General features: G+C 68.3%; 12 protein-coding genes. 10 read left to right on the top strand and 2 right to left on the bottom strand.

The features are described from left to right. The 4 genes from infB to L978_RS00905 all read left to right on the top strand — a co-directional run. The coding region (gene infB, locus L978_RS00920) for a translation initiation factor IF-2 (RefSeq protein WP_047519393.1) at positions 1-2,050 on the top strand (2,050 nt) is incomplete at its 5' end. A 93-nt stretch (positions 2,051-2,143) separates the two neighbouring features. After that, positions 2,144-2,569, top strand: a complete 426-nt coding sequence (gene rbfA, locus L978_RS00915; protein ID WP_021199404.1) for a 30S ribosome-binding factor RbfA — start codon at positions 2,144-2,146, stop codon at positions 2,567-2,569. Between the two features lie 72 nt (positions 2,570-2,641). Further along, positions 2,642-3,145: a hypothetical protein gene (locus L978_RS00910; RefSeq protein ID WP_047519370.1), complete on the top strand. Its 504-nt coding sequence runs from the start codon at positions 2,642-2,644 to the stop codon at positions 3,143-3,145. After that, positions 3,146-4,807 carry a response regulator transcription factor gene (locus L978_RS00905; protein ID WP_047519368.1) on the top strand — a complete coding sequence of 554 codons (1,662 nt, stop codon included), beginning with the start codon at positions 3,146-3,148 and terminating at the stop codon, positions 4,805-4,807. Positions 4,808-4,814: 7 nt separating this feature from the next. Here the strand turns inward: L978_RS00905 and L978_RS00900 are convergent, their stop codons facing one another. Further along, positions 4,815-5,693 carry an A/G-specific adenine glycosylase gene (locus tag L978_RS00900; protein ID WP_047519391.1) on the bottom strand — a complete coding sequence of 293 codons (879 nt, stop codon included), beginning with the start codon at positions 5,691-5,693 and terminating at the stop codon, positions 4,815-4,817. Between the two features lie 115 nt (positions 5,694-5,808). On the opposite strand from L978_RS00900, the gene truB reads away from it, so the two are divergent. The 6 genes from truB (at position 5,809) to L978_RS00870 (ending at position 12,077) form a co-directional block, all read left to right on the top strand. Continuing rightward, entirely contained in the window at positions 5,809-6,702 is an 894-nt protein-coding gene (gene truB / locus L978_RS00895) for a tRNA pseudouridine(55) synthase TruB (protein ID WP_047519366.1), read from the top strand. Continuing rightward, positions 6,699-7,067, top strand: a complete 369-nt coding sequence (locus L978_RS00890; protein ID WP_047519364.1) for a hypothetical protein — start codon at positions 6,699-6,701, stop codon at positions 7,065-7,067. The genes truB and L978_RS00890 overlap by 4 nt, the downstream gene beginning before the upstream one ends. A gap of 56 nt (positions 7,068-7,123) precedes the next feature. Further along, the gene (locus tag L978_RS00885) at positions 7,124-7,561 is read left to right on the top strand and encodes a hypothetical protein (RefSeq protein ID WP_227991603.1); all 438 of its coding nucleotides are present in this window, start codon (positions 7,124-7,126) and stop codon (positions 7,559-7,561) included. Beyond that, on the top strand, positions 7,558-8,508 hold the full coding sequence (locus L978_RS00880; protein ID WP_047519360.1) for a bifunctional riboflavin kinase/FAD synthetase: 951 nt from the start codon (positions 7,558-7,560) through the stop codon (positions 8,506-8,508). The genes L978_RS00885 and L978_RS00880 overlap by 4 nt, the downstream gene beginning before the upstream one ends. Before the next feature lie 193 nt (positions 8,509-8,701). Then, entirely contained in the window at positions 8,702-10,846 is a 2,145-nt protein-coding gene (locus L978_RS00875) for a DEAD/DEAH box helicase (RefSeq protein ID WP_047519358.1), read from the top strand. 202 nt (positions 10,847-11,048) lie between these two features. After that, on the top strand, positions 11,049-12,077 hold the full coding sequence (locus L978_RS00870) for a 6-phosphofructokinase (RefSeq protein ID WP_047519389.1): 1,029 nt from the start codon (positions 11,049-11,051) through the stop codon (positions 12,075-12,077). A gap of 49 nt (positions 12,078-12,126) precedes the next feature. Here the strand turns inward: L978_RS00870 and L978_RS00865 are convergent, their stop codons facing one another. After that, entirely contained in the window at positions 12,127-14,226 is a 2,100-nt protein-coding gene (locus tag L978_RS00865) for a S9 family peptidase (protein WP_047519356.1), read from the bottom strand. Positions 14,227-14,257: the final 31 nt, after the last annotated feature.

Here is a 14,257-nt window from a genome sequence, read left to right as displayed (position 1 = left end):
CGGCGGACCCGGCGGTGCCGGTGGTCCCGGCGCGCGTCCCGGCGGCGGTTTCGCTGGTCGTCCCGGCGGGGGCGGCGGTCGAGGCCGTGGTCCCGGTGGCGGCACCGCAGGTGCCTTCGGTAAGGGCGGCGGAAAGAGCAAGCAGCGCAAGTCGCGGCGGGCGAAGCGGCAAGAGTTCGAGATGCGGAGTGCTCCGGTCGTCGGTGGCGTCAACGTCACCCGCGGCAACGGAGAGACCATCCGCATGCGCCGCGGCGCGTCGATCGCGGACTTCGCCGACAAGATCGAGACGCTGACCGGTTACACGGTCCAGCCGGGAACCCTCGTCACCATCCTCTTCAACCTCGGCGAGATGGCCACGGCCACCGAGTCCCTGGATGAGGCGACCTTCGAGGTCCTGGGTGCCGAGCTCGGCTACAAGATCCAGATGGTCTCGCCCGAGGACGAGGACAAGGAGCTCCTCGAGGGCTTCGGTCTCGACCTCGAGGCCGAGCTGGAGGCGGAGAGCGAGGACGACCTCGAGATCCGTCCGCCGGTGGTCACCGTCATGGGTCACGTCGACCACGGTAAGACGCGACTGCTCGATGCGATCCGTCAGACCAACGTCATCGAGGGTGAAGCCGGTGGCATCACCCAGCACATCGGTGCCTACCAGGTCTGGACCGAGCACGAGAACATCGAGCGCGCCATCACCTTCATCGACACCCCGGGTCACGAGGCGTTCACCGCCATGCGTGCCCGTGGTGCGCAGGTCACCGACCTCGCGATCCTCGTGGTCGCAGCCGACGACGGCATCATGCCGCAGACGGTCGAGGCGCTGAACCACGCGCAGGCGGCGAACGTGCCGATCGTGGTCGCGGTGAACAAGGTCGACAAGCCCGACGCCAACCCCTCCAAGGTGCGTCAGCAGCTGACCGAGTACGGCCTGGTCGCCGAGGAGTTCGGTGGCGATGTCATGTTCGTCGACGTGTCCGCACGTGCCGGTACCGGTATCCAGGAACTCCTGGACGCTGTGCTGCTCACCGCAGACGCCGGTCTCGACCTGACCGCCAACCCGAACAAGGCCGCTCGTGGTGTCGCCATCGAGGCGAAGCTCGACAAGGGCCGCGGTTCGGTCGCCACGGTGCTCATCCAGTCCGGAACGCTCCGGGTCGGCGACGCGATCGTCGCAGGTACGGCGTACGGCCGTGTGCGTGCCATGGCGGACGAGAACGGCGAGCAGGTCCTCGAGGCCTACCCGTCGCGTCCGGTGCAGGTGCAGGGTCTGAACTCCGTGCCGCGTGCCGGTGACGTCTTCATCGTGACCGAGGAAGACCGCATGGCTCGCCAGATCGCTGAGAAGCGTGAAGCGGTCGAGCGCAACGCCCAGCTGGCCAAGGCCCGCAAGCGCATCTCGCTCGAAGACTTCACCCGTGCTCTCGAAGAGGGCAAGGTCGAGTCGCTCAACCTCATCATCAAGGGTGACGTCTCCGGTGCCGTCGAGGCGCTCGAGGAATCGTTGCTCAAGATCGAGGTCGACGACTCGGTGCAGCTGCGCATCATCCACCGCGGTGTCGGTGCGATCACCGAGTCCGACGTGAACCTGGCGACGATCGACAACGCGATCATCGTGGGCTTCAACGTCCGTCCCGACACGAAGGCGCGCGAGCGTGCCTCCCGTGAGGGTGTGGACATCCGCTTCTACTCCGTCATCTACAACGCGATCGACGAGATCGAGAGCTCGCTCAAGGGCATGCTCAAGCCGGAGTTCGAAGAGATCCAGTCGGGTGTGGCCGAGATCCGCGAGGTGTTCCGCTCCTCCAAGTTCGGCAACATCGCCGGTGTCATCGTGCGATCGGGAACGATCACCCGCAACGCCAAGGCTCGCGTCATCCGCGACGGCGTCGTGGTCGCCGATGGACTCGCCATCGAGTCGCTGCGCCGGTTCAAGGACGACGTCACCGAAGTCCGTACGGACTACGAGGCCGGTATCGGCCTCGGCAAGTACAACGACATCCAGATCGGTGATGAGATCGAGACGACCGAGCTCGTCGAGAAGCCTCGCGGCTGATCGATTCGAACAACCTCTCGGGCGTCCGTCGCACCGCTCCCCTCGGGGCGCGGAGCGGGGGACGCCCTGAGGTTTCCGTACAGGGAGAGAACAATGGCAGGCGAACGACAGGCTCGGCTCGCGGATCGCATCCGCGTCATCCTCGCTGAACGACTGGAGAAGGGGCTGCGTGACCCGCGCCTCGGCTTCGTCACGATCACCGACGTCCGCGTGAGCGGAGACCTTCAGCACGCGTCGGTGTTCTACACGGTGCTCGGCACGGAGGAAGAGCGCATCTCCAGCGGTGCCGCGCTCACCTCGGCCACCGGAATGCTGCGCAGCGAGGTCGGGCGGCAGCTCAGCACCAGGCTCGTGCCGACGCTCGAGTTCATCCCCGACGCGCTTCCGGAGAACGCGGATCACATCGGTGCGCTGCTCCGCGAAGCCCAGCAGCGGGATGCGGACGTCGCGAAGCTCGCGTCCTCGGCATCGCATGCCGGCGACGCCGACCCGTACCGCACGGACGACGACGCGGAGTGATCGCCGTTTGATACGCTCAGCTTCGCGGGACCAGATCCCGCGAAGCTGGGGGGCGGCATCGTGGGTCGGAGCATGGCGCGGGGGCGATTCGTCGCGCCCGCGGTGGTGGGAATCATCCTCGAGGAGCTTCTCGAACGGGATCTCGCATGCGCACCGCATGTGCTCGCCGGTCTCGCCGTCGATCTCGACGCGCATGCCCCCACGGTCCGCGAAGTCGTCGAGAGTCTGACGCCCGAGCAAAGACACGGACACCGTCCATTGCCGTCACCGCTCCCGTTGGTCCCGTCGATCGCCCGCAGGTTCGAGACCGTGGAACTCGAATCGCATGACCGGCAATTGCTCCTCGCACTCTCGGTGTCGCTGGAGGATGATCTCGAACCTCTGCTCGCGTTCGACGGGAGATCCGCATCAGAGGTCGCGGCCGCTCCGGTGGGCGACCGCCTCCGCGTGCATGCCGGTCGTGTTCGTTTCGTCGATGCCCGCCTGTCGATCTGGATCAGAGCCACCTCCTCGGCCGCGACCACGGCGATCGTCCACGAGCGGTTGAGCACTGTCTTCCGCGCGCGCGGCGACTAGGTGCGCGCGAACTGGCATCATGCGCGGGCGTCCCTCGAAGGCGACCCTGCGGCTGCTCCCGAGCTCATCGACATCGCCGGGCAACTCAGTGACGCGGGCCATCCCGAGCGCGCATTGCTGCTCGCGCGCGAGGCTTCGGACCACGCCACCGCAAGCGACCGAGACGACGCGCGTCTGGTCGCAGGCACGTCGGCGCTCGCAGCCGGCTTCGTGTCCGAGGCCTCGGCATGGTTGAACGCGCTGTACTCCGAGACTTCCGACCCCCGGCGTTCGCGAGGCCTCGGCGCACTCCTCGTCGCCCAGACGCTCGCGCAGGGGGCGGTGCCCGAGATCGACCCGAGTTCGCTGCGTCCGGAGACGGATGACCCGGAGGACTGGCGACATTGGACGCGCGCGAGCGCGCTCGTGGCAGTGATGTGCGCTGAGCGAGGTGACCGGCGGGGGATGCGGGTGTGGCTCGATGCGCTCCGCGAGGGGGCAGCCCGCACCGGTACGGAGCGCGAACTGCGGGATCCGGCGATCGCCCTCAGCTGGCTCATCGTCGGAGACCGTGACGTCGATGAGGTCGCGGGGTCCGGTCCGGTGAGCGGGGGGATGCTGAGTGCCCTGCGCGCAGCGTTGCACGGTGACATCGATCGAGCGCGACGTCTCCTCGCCAAAGACGACTCGGCGATCGGCTCCGCGCCGGACCCTCTGGTTCCCGGGTACGAGCACAGCCCGATCATCCAGGCGTACCGCCGGGTCGTCGACGTCCTGCTGCTCGCGTGGCGAGGCGACATCGGCCTCGCGCGGGAACGACTGATCCAGGCCGCGCTCGTGCTGCCGGTCGCGTTGCCGTTCGCAGGATTGGGCGTGGTCCTCGCACGCCGTCTCGATCTCGCCGTGCTCGGCGAACTCGGTCCCTTCTCGCTTTCACTCACGGCAGCCCTGCCGAACGGGGCACGGATCGATGTGCTCGTCGATCGGGGTATCCAGTCGCTTCTCGCCGGCGCGTTCCACGATGCCGCCGCCACGGTTCGACTCTGGGCCGAGCTCGGGTCACCGCGGACCGCGATGTCGGTGCCGGCGCTCGACGAACTCGCTCTCACGGTGGAGGCGCGCCCGATGACGGTCGGCTCGATCGAGCCGCCGGAGATCGCGCTCGCGCAGCGGCTGCGCGTGCGCATCGCGACGGCCGGGGACGCCCGGTGGCGTTCGGAGCGTGATGCCGTGACGGAGGCCGCACGCACGCTCGCCTCTCCGTTCACGCGAGCCAGAGTGGAGACCATGCTCGGAACCCAGCACGCGATCCACGATGATCATGCCGCGGCCAGGGTGCACCTCCACCGTGCCGAGCGTCTGTTCGAGGTCTCAGGAGCGACCGCGTGGGCGCGGTCCATCCGCGACCGCATCGACCGGCTCGACGCCAGGGAGGGGAGCATCGTTCCGGCGGCCGATCCGCTCTCCGCGTGTCGCGCCGCATGGTCGCTCGCGCTCACCGCACGGGAGCTCGAGGTGGCGATGCTCGCCGTCGGCGGATCCCCGAACAGGGACATCGCCGAGATGCTGAACGTGTCGGTCCGCACGGTCGAGGTGCACCTCGGGCGGATCTTCACGAAGTTCGACGTCCGCAGCCGCGTCGAGCTCACGGTGCTCGCACACCGCACCGATCATCACCTCTGAAGCGTCGTCACCGAGGCAGCGAGAGGGCTTCGCCGTCGGCCTCGGCGAGCCCGTCGGCGATGAGCGAGTCGATCGCGCGATCGCGCTGAGGCGAATCCGGCCAGTCGGGCAGGACGGCGACCAGGGGCACCGCGTCGGGGGACGCCTCTCGCAGAAGGCGCAGCACGAGGCCACGGGCCTGACGATCCGATCCCTCGTATGATGCCTGGCGTCGTCGGTCATCCCCTGTGTCGGGGCGGCCCGCGACGAGCCAGGCGCAGGACGGGGAGAGAGGACACTGCTCGCAGCGCGGAGCTCGCGCCGTGCAGACCGTGGCGCCCAGTTCCATCGCCGCGGCGTTGAAGACCACGGACTCGGGCACCGAAGCCGGGAGCAGGGATTCCATCAGCGCGAGGTCACGACGAGACGGCGGCGCGGGGTGGGCTCGGCCGTCGATCGCCCTCGCCAGAACGCGCCGCGTGTTCGTGTCGACCACCGGGTGCCGGTCTCCATAGGAGAACACGGCGACCGCTCGGGCGGTGTAGTCGCCGATGCCGGAGAGCGCGAGGAGCGCGTCGACATCGCGGGGAACGATGCCGTCGTGCCGCTCCGTGATCTCCACCGCGGCACGGTGCAGCCAGAGCGCCCGTCGCGGATAGCCCAGGTTCGCCCACTGCTGCACGACGTCCGCCGTGGATGCCGCGGCCATCGCCTCCGGGGTCGGCCACCGCGCCAGCCACGCCTCCAGGTGGGGGATGACCCGCGAGACGGGGGTCTGCTGCAGCATGAACTCGCTCACGAGGACGCCCCAGGCGCCGAACTCGTCATGAAACGCGGACCGGCGCCACGGCAGGTCACGCGCCGCGTCCCGATACCAGTCCGACAGGCGCGACACGATGTCGGGCAGGGCCTGCGATCCGGGCATCCCCTCAGCCTACGGGAGCGCGCAACCGTGCCCGGAACGACGCCGTCGACCGAGGCTCACGAACGGTCGACCGCTGTGGTCTCGGTAGGCTGGGGGGATGGTCTCGCCCGGCATCCTCCTCGTCGACAAGCCCGCTGGGCTGACCAGTCACGACGTCGTCGCGCGCACCCGCCGTGCGTTCGGGACGAGGAAAGTCGGTCACGCGGGAACGCTCGATCCGATGGCGACCGGGCTGCTGGTCATCGGGATCGAGGGAGCGACCAGGCTCCTGACCTACATCGTGGGCGCGGACAAGACCTACACGGCGACGATCCGACTGGGCCAGACCACCGGCACCGATGACGCGGAGGGCGAGATCCTCACGACCGCCGCTGCGGAGGCGTGGGACGCTGTGACGGACGATGCGGTCGCCGCGGGGATCGCTGCCCTCACCGGAGAGATCTCGCAAGTGCCCAGCGCCGTCTCCGCCATCAAGGTCGACGGGCGTCGAGCCTACGATCGCGTCCGTGCCGGCGAAGAGGTCGTCCTGGCCCCCCGAGAAGTCGTCGTCTCCCGGTTCGACCTCGTCGCGAGCCGGCCGAGCGACGGAGCGCTCGATCTCGATGTGATCGTCGACTGCTCGTCCGGCACCTACATCCGCTCGCTCGCTCGCGACCTCGGGGAGGCCCTCGGCGTCGGCGGGCACCTCACCGCGCTGCGGCGCACGCGGGTCGGCCCGTTCGAGGTGAGCGACGCCGTGGATGTCGACGCCCTCGAGGGGGCGTCCACTCTCACCGCGGCGCAGGCAGCCCGACGCATCCTCCCGGTTCTGGACATGACGGCCGAGGAAGCGCGCGACCTGCGGCACGGCAAGCGTCTCACCGGCCACGCCGCGCGCCTGGACGGACCGATCGCAGCCGCCATCGACGAGGACGGGCTCCTCGTCGGCATCGTCGAGAAGCGGGGAGCCGACCTGAAGAGTGCGATGAACATGCCGGAGGCCGTGCGATGATCCTGTGGTTCACGATCGCCCAGGTCGTCGTGGCCGTCGCGGCGGGTGTCTTCTGCCTCATCGCGGGGCTCATCGGGCGCCGGCCGAGCGACTTCAGCGTCGGTGCACTCGCGCTGGTCGAGCTCCTCCTGATCGTCCAGGTGATCGTCGCGATCGTCGCACCCCTCGCCGGCAACCCTCCGACGGGAGACCTGCTCGAGTACTGGGTCTACCTCGTATCGGCCGCACTGCTTCCCGTCGGAGCCGTGCTGTGGGCGCTCATGGAGCGCAGCCGGTGGAGCACTGTGATCCTCGGGGTCGCGGCGTTCGCGATCGCGATCATGCTGTGGCGCATGCAGGTCATCTGGTCCGTCCAGATCGCATGAGCTGAGACCTCGGGCAGAGTCCGGCCGCCTCCCGCGGCTCTAGGATGGAATGCGCTATGAGCTCCACCGCACCCCCCACTCGGATGACCGGCATCGGTCGCGTCCTCGTGATCGTCTACGCCGTGATGGCGCTGGCCGCCACCGGACGCAGCTTCGTGCAGATCGTCCGCCGCTTCGACGAGGCACCTCTCGCGTACTCGCTGTCCGCCCTCGCCGCCGTCGTGTACATCCTCGCGACCCTCGCGCTCGTCCTCGCCCGACGTCGCGGCTGGTACACGGTGGCCTGGATCGCGATCGTCTTCGAACTGACCGGGGTGCTCGTGGTGGGTCTGCTCAGCGTCCTGATGCCGGCGCTGTTCCAACATGAGACGGTGTGGTCGCTGTTCGGGCGCGGATACCTCTTCGTCCCGTTGGTGCTCCCGATCTTCGGCGTCTGGTGGTTGCGCACGCACCGACCTGTCGACGCCCCGCGATCGGTCGAGGTCCACGCGTGATCGTGTTCCGCAGTCCGGAGGAGATCCCGGACGGCTTCGGACCGAGTGCGGTCGCCATCGGAAAGTTCGACGGTGTCCATGCCGGCCACCGAGCGGTGATCGCCCGGCTGAACGAAGCCGCTGCAGCCCGTGGCAGCCGCGCCGTCGTGGTCACGTTCGACCGCAACCCCCTGGCGATCCTTCGTCCGGACCGATGCCCGGAGAACGTCGTCACGGTCGAGCGCAAACTCGAGCTGCTCGGCGAGATGGGCATCGATGCGACTCTGGTGCTCACCTTCGACGAGGAACTCGCCGCCCGCAGCGCTCATGACTTCGTCACCGACATCCTCGTCGGTGCGCTCGAAGTCTCCACGGTCCTCGTCGGCGAGGACTTCCGGTTCGGGAACAGGGGAGCGGGCACGCCGGACCTCCTGCGCGAGCTCGGGCCCGAGCACGGCTTCTCCGTCGAGGTCGTCGACGACGTGTACCTCCCCGGCTCCGCGCGGCGCGTGTCGTCGAGCTGGATCCGAGAGCTGCTGATGGAGGGCGATGTCGCGACGGCGACGACCGTGCTCGGCCGCTACCCGGATGTGCGGGGCGAGGTCGTCCACGGACTCAAGCGCGGGCGAGAGCTGGGGTTCCCGACCGCGAACCTCTCCACGATCGTCGATGCTTTCGTCCCGGCCGACGGTGTGTACGCGGGGTGGCTCGTGGACCATGACACCGGTATCCGGCACCCCTCCGCGATCTCCGTCGGGACCAATCCCACTTTCGATGATGTCCTCGTGCGCCAGGTGGAGGCGCACGTGCTCGGCGAGACCGGGCTGGATCTCTACGGACACGATGTCAGCGTCGAGTTCGTCGAGCGACTGCGGGGAATGGTCGCGTTCGAGGGGATCGAGAAGCTCATGGAGCAGATGGCCGCCGACGTCACCGATGCCGCCCGCGCGCTCGACGTGACGTCCTGATCGTCCGAAATATCCGCGACGCGAGCACCATGACATAGAATGGGAAACGGCTCCCGCCGATTCTCACGCTTCTCGCGTGCCTCGACGGGAAGAAGATCCACTGTTCGTACGGTCCTGGCTCACGCCACACGCGGACAACGAGAACGGCTGGCGGCTTCCTGGGGAAGCCGGAGCCTTCACGCTCAGGAGGAGCATGCCGACCACGGCAACCGCCGCCACGCGGCGAAAGAAGACGTCCCGTCGTGACGACGAGGCACCCCTCATCCCGATCCTCGCGCGCAAGGTGCGTGAGATCGAGGCCAAGTCTCAGCGGGGGAAGCTGGGTCCGACGAACCGGGTGAAGTTCCAGGTGATCGCCTTCCTCGTGCGCGAAGAACGTGCGCGGGTGAAGGCCGACGCTGAGATCGGGGATCCCGCGCGCGCCGAGCTGCTCAAGCGGCTCGACGGTGTCGCCACGATCCTCGCGAAGACCGCTGCGCGCGACACGTCGCTCATCCAGTTGCTGGAAGCCGACCAGGCGACGTCGCCGGTGGCCAAGCGCATGCGTCGCGACTGGCTGCTCGAATCCGGTGCCGAGCTCGCTCCCGAAGACCTGATCATCGCCGATGCGGCCCCCGTGCAGGTCTCCGTCGTGCCCGCGGCGATCGCGGAGCGACAGGTCACCCCGCCCTCGGTGGAGGCACGTCAGCTGGCAAACCCGTTCCTCGCCCCCGACCTGACGCCGCGTGCGGCGGCGACCCCGCGTCGTCGTCTCGACGGCTGGGAGCTCATGGGCCCGCTGTACAAGGCCTTCGAGACGGGTGCGGGCGGATCCGCCGCATCGATGGATCTCCCGCCTGCGCCGGAGTTCGACCACATCTCGCCCAAGGGCCTCGAGGTCATGGTGCACCAGTCCCGATTCCTCGAGGCGGTCAAAGCGGGGCACCGCAGCTTCTTGCTCGCTGATGAGCCGGGCCTCGGCAAGACCGCGCAGTCGGTGCTCGCCGCGTCCGTCGCGGGTGCGTATCCGCTGCTCGTCGTCGTGCCCAACGTCGTGAAGATGAACTGGGCGCGCGAGGTCGAACGCTGGACTCCGCAGCGCCGTGCGACGGTGATCCAGGGAGACGGCGACGACATCGATGCGTTCGCCGACGTGTTCATCGTGAACTACGAGATCCTCGACCGGCACATGTCGTGGCTCGCCTCCATCGGTCTGCGCGGCATGGTCGTCGACGAGGCGCACTTCATCAAGAACCTGTCCTCGCAGCGGTCGCAGAACGTCCTGTCGCTGGCCGCCCAGGTGCGCGAGCGCACTCCGGGGCACGATCCGCTCATGCTGGCCCTCACCGGAACCCCGCTGATCAACGACGTCGAGGACTTCGACGCGATCTGGCGGTTCCTGGGCTGGACGACCGGCGAGAAGCCGGGCGCCGAGCTCATGGAGAAGCTGGATGCGACCGGGTTCACTCCGGCCGACAAGGCGTTCTACCCCGAGGCGCGGGACGCCGTCATCTCGATGGGCATCGTGCGCCGCAAGAAGAAGGACGTCGCCGCCGATCTCCCGGACAAGCTGATCGCCGACCTGCCCGTGCAGCTCGACGACGAGTTCGGACGCGGCATCCGTCAGGCCGAGCGCGAGCTGGGGGAGCGGCTCGCCGCACGCTACCGTCGCATCATCGAGGCGCGGGGCGATCGCGGACTGGTCCCCGGGGAGATCGACGAGGACATCGTGCGTCTCGTCGCTCAGAACGAACTCGAGGAGTCGAAGGCCGCCGGCACCGGGGGAGACAACGTCTTCACCATGGTCAGGCGCATCGGCCAGGCCAAGGCGCCCCTCGCAGCGGACTACGCGGCGCAGCTTCAGCGCTCGGTCGGCAAGGTGGTCTTCTTCGCCAAGCACATCGACGTGATGGATCAGGCGGAGGCGCACTTCGCCGCCGCGGGCATCCGGGCGGTGTCGATCCGGGGCGACCAGTCGTCGACCACGCGACAGCAGGCGATCGACGACTTCAACGGTGACCCCTCCGTGGGCATCGCGGTCTGCTCGCTCACTGCGGCCGGTGTCGGGCTCAACCTGCAAGCGGCCTCGAACGTCGTGCTCGCCGAGTTGTCCTGGACCGCCGCCGAGCAGACGCAGGCGATCGACCGCGTGCACCGCATCGGGCAGGACGAGCCGGTCACCGCCTGGCGAATCATCGCGGCGCACACGATCGACACCAAGATCGCGGAGCTGATCGACCAGAAGCAGGGCCTCGCGGCGCGGGCGCTCGACGGCGAGGCCGTGGAGGAGTCGGCCGCGGAGCCGGTGCAGCTGGCAGCACTCATGCACCTGCTGCGGCAGGCACTCGGTGCGGCGTAGGCGTCAAGAACGGCTGTTCTTAACGTCACTTCGGCGCTGAATATCGGGCTCTCCGGGAAGTCCGTCGATATCCTCGATCGTCCACGTCAAGATCGGGGATTTTCGTCGACGTCGAATGGCGCGCGAGCGCGCGGGGGCACTAGTGTCGATCGAAGGCAGCGTCGCCTGTTCCCCCATCACCCGAACGTCTGAAGGCACCAGCATGAAGATCGGCATCCTGACGAGCGGCGGCGACTGCCCCGGCCTCAACGCGGTCATCCGCGGCATCGTGCTCAAGGGCACCACCACGTACGACCTGGAGTTCGTCGGCATCCGGGACGGGTGGCGTGGCCTCGTCGACGGCGACTTCATGCCGCTCACGCGCCATGAGGTGAAGGGGCTCTCGAAGGTCGGTGGGACCATCCTCGGCACCAGCCGCACGAACCCCTACGAGGGGGAGCGCGGAGGCGCCGAGAACATCGCGAAGACGCTGTACGGCCACAAGATCGACGGCATCGTGGCGATCGGCGGCGAGGGGACGCTCGCCGCCGCGGACCGTCTGGCGAAGGACGGGATCAAGGTCATCGGCGTCCCCAAGACGATCGACAACGACCTGCAGGCCACGGACTACTCCTTCGGTTTCGACACGGCGGTGAACATCGCCACCGATGCCATGGACCGCCTCCGCACGACCGGCGATTCCCACCAGCGCTGCATGGTCGCCGAGGTCATGGGCCGCCACGTCGGCTGGATTGCCCTGCACGCGGGCATGGCCGCCGGTGCGCACGTCATCTGCATCCCCGAGGTTCCGATGTCGATCGACGACATCACCGAGCTGGTGACCAGTGCCCACGATCGTGGTCGCGCGCCTCTGGTGGTCGTCTCCGAGGGATTCAAGCTCCTCGGCATGGAAGAGGCCTACAGCGACAAGGGGCTCGACGCTTTCAACCGTCCCCGGCTCGGCGGCATCGGCGACATGCTCGCTCCGGAGATCGAGCGCATCACCGGCATCGAGACCCGGGCGACGATCCTCGGTCACATCCAGCGTGGTGGATCGCCGTCGGCGTTCGATCGGGTGCTCGCGACGCGACTCGGTCTGCACGCGGCGGATGCGCTCGTCGACGGCGCCTGGGGGCAGATGGTCGCCATGCAGGGTACCGACATCGTGCGGGTGCCCTTCGCCGATGCTCTCGGGGAGCTGAACACGGTGCCGCGCTACCGCTATGACGAGGCCGCTGCACTCTTCGGCTGAGGACGCGGAGCGGGGGAGCGCCCCGTGCGGGGCGCCCCACCACGGCGGTTCAGTCCTCGGCGAGACCGAGGGTGTCGAGCAGCCAGGCGAGTTCGAACGCCCGCTCCCTCCAGGAGTTGTAGCGTCCGCTCACGCCGCCGTGTCCCGCGACCATCTCGCACTTGAGGAGGACGTCCGAGGCGCCGGCCTCTCGCAGACGTGCGACCCACTTCGCGGGTTCCACATACAGGACACGCGTGTCGTTGAGGGAGGTCACGGCGAGGATCCGCGGATACTCGACGCCGTCTCTCACGTTCTCGTAGGGCGAGTACGACTTCATGTAGTCGTAGACGTCCGAGCCGTGCAACGGGTCGCCCCACTCGTCCCACTCGATCACGGTGAGCGGTAGGGACGGATCCAGGATCGTCGTCAGGGCGTCCACGAACGGCACACCGGCGAGGATGCCTGCAAAGAGCTCGGGAGCGAGATTGGCGACCGCTCCCATCAGCAGACCACCCGCGCTCCCGCCCTCGGCGACCAGGCGCTTCGGTGTCGTCACGCCCGTCGCGACCAGGTGCTCGGCGCAGGCGACGAAGTCCGTGAAGGTGTTGCGCTTGTGCAGGAGCTTGCCGTCCTCGTACCACTGACGGCCCATCTCCCCACCACCGCGCACGTGGGCGACGGCGAAGATCACCCCGCGGTCGAGTTCGGACAACCGGGCGACCGAGAAGCCGGGGTCGATCGAGTGCTCGTACGATCCGTATCCGTACAGGTGCAGCGGCCGCGCGTCCGTGCCGGGTTCGCCGAACGAGCGCTTCCACACGAGTGAGATGGGCACACGCACGCCGTCGGGGGCCGTCGCCCATTCACGCCGCTGGCCGTACTCCGCGGGGTCATAGCCGCCCAGGACGGAGACCTGCTTGCGCAGGATCAGGTCGCGATTCGAGAGATCGAGGTCGTACACCGTCCCCGGGGTGACGAACGACGTGTATCCGAGGCGCAGGAACGGCGAGTGCCATTCCGGGTTGCCGCTGACGCCCGCGGAGTACAGCGGTTCGTCGAAGGGGATCTCGTCGAGGGTGTTCGTGGGGTAGTCGAGCAGACCGACGCGCTCGAGTCCTTCGCGTCGGTACTCGACGGTGGCGAAGTCACGGAACGCGTCCATGCCGAGCAGCCGTCTTCCTGCCTCGTGCGCGACGACCGGGAGCCGCTCTCCCTGGGGATCGGAGGCCGCGACGGAGACCAGCTCGAAGTCCAGGGCGCCGTCGTTGTGGAGGATGAACAGCCGGTCCTCGCCGTCCACCACCGCATGATCGATCGAATACTCCACCCCTTCGCGGCGCGGCCAGACCAGTCGCGGTTCGGCGGTGAGATCGCCGGTCAGATCGACCAGGTACTCCTCGCTCGTGATGCTCGAGCCGACGCCGATCACGAGGTACCGCCGGCTTCGTGTGATCCCTGCACCGAGCCAGAACTTCTCATCGGGTTCGTGGAACAGTCGGACGTCGTCCGCGACGGGTGTGCCCAGGCGATGCAGCCACAGGGTGTCGGGCCGCCATGCGTCGTCCCGGGTCGTGTAGAGGACTCCGGTGCCGTCCGGCGTGAAGAAGGCGCCGCCCGTGTTCGGGATCTCGTCGTCGAGAGTCGCTCCGGTCGTCAGATCGCGCACGTGCACCGTGTAGAGCTCGTCGCCCTCGAAATCGGTCGACCACAACAGCTTCGTGGCGTCGTCGGAGGTGTCGAACGCGCCGAGCGAGAAGAACTCATGCCCTTCGGCCTCGATGTTCCCGTCGAGAAGGACCACTTCACCCGGAACAGGGACGCCCGGCTCGAGCACGGGCGGAGTCCACTCGCCGGCGTCGGCAGCAGCGCGGCAGTGGATACCGTACTGCGCTCCCTCTTCGGTCCGGCTGTAGTACCACCAGTCGCCTCGGCGGGTGGGTACCGAGAGATCGGTCTCCTGCACGCGGGCCTTGATCTCCTCGAACAGCTTCGTCCGAAGCGCGGCGAGGTGGGCGGTCTGCGCATCCGTGTAGGCGTTCTCGGCCTCGAGGTGTGCGATGACCTCCTCGGAGTCCTTCGCCCGCATCCACTCGTACGGGTCGTCGAACGTGTCGCCATGATGAGTGCGGAGGGTGGAACGGCGGGCAGCGAGCGGGGCGTCAATCACCGTTCCACGCTATCCCAGGTCGAGTTGACCG

The sequence above is a fragment of the Microbacterium sp. ZOR0019 genome, from assembly GCF_000800925.1.
GTDB classification, from domain to species: domain Bacteria; phylum Actinomycetota; class Actinomycetes; order Actinomycetales; family Microbacteriaceae; genus Microbacterium; species Microbacterium aurugineum.
This window is presented reverse-complemented; position numbering and strand designations above follow the sequence as displayed.

Excerpts from the sequence above, each read along its gene's own strand:
- rbfA (WP_021199404.1), top strand. The coding sequence starts at position 2,144 with ATGGCAGGCGAACGACAGGCTCGGCTCGCGGATCGCATCCGCGTCATC.
- L978_RS00910 (WP_047519370.1), top strand. The coding sequence starts at position 2,642 with ATGGCGCGGGGGCGATTCGTCGCGCCCGCGGTGGTGGGAATCATCCTC.
- truB (WP_047519366.1), top strand. The coding sequence starts at position 5,809 with ATGGTCTCGCCCGGCATCCTCCTCGTCGACAAGCCCGCTGGGCTGACC.
- L978_RS00890 (WP_047519364.1), top strand. The coding sequence starts at position 6,699 with ATGATCCTGTGGTTCACGATCGCCCAGGTCGTCGTGGCCGTCGCGGCG.
- L978_RS00885 (WP_227991603.1), top strand. The coding sequence starts at position 7,124 with ATGAGCTCCACCGCACCCCCCACTCGGATGACCGGCATCGGTCGCGTC.
- L978_RS00875 (WP_047519358.1), top strand. The coding sequence starts at position 8,702 with ATGCCGACCACGGCAACCGCCGCCACGCGGCGAAAGAAGACGTCCCGT.
- L978_RS00870 (WP_047519389.1), top strand. The coding sequence starts at position 11,049 with ATGAAGATCGGCATCCTGACGAGCGGCGGCGACTGCCCCGGCCTCAAC.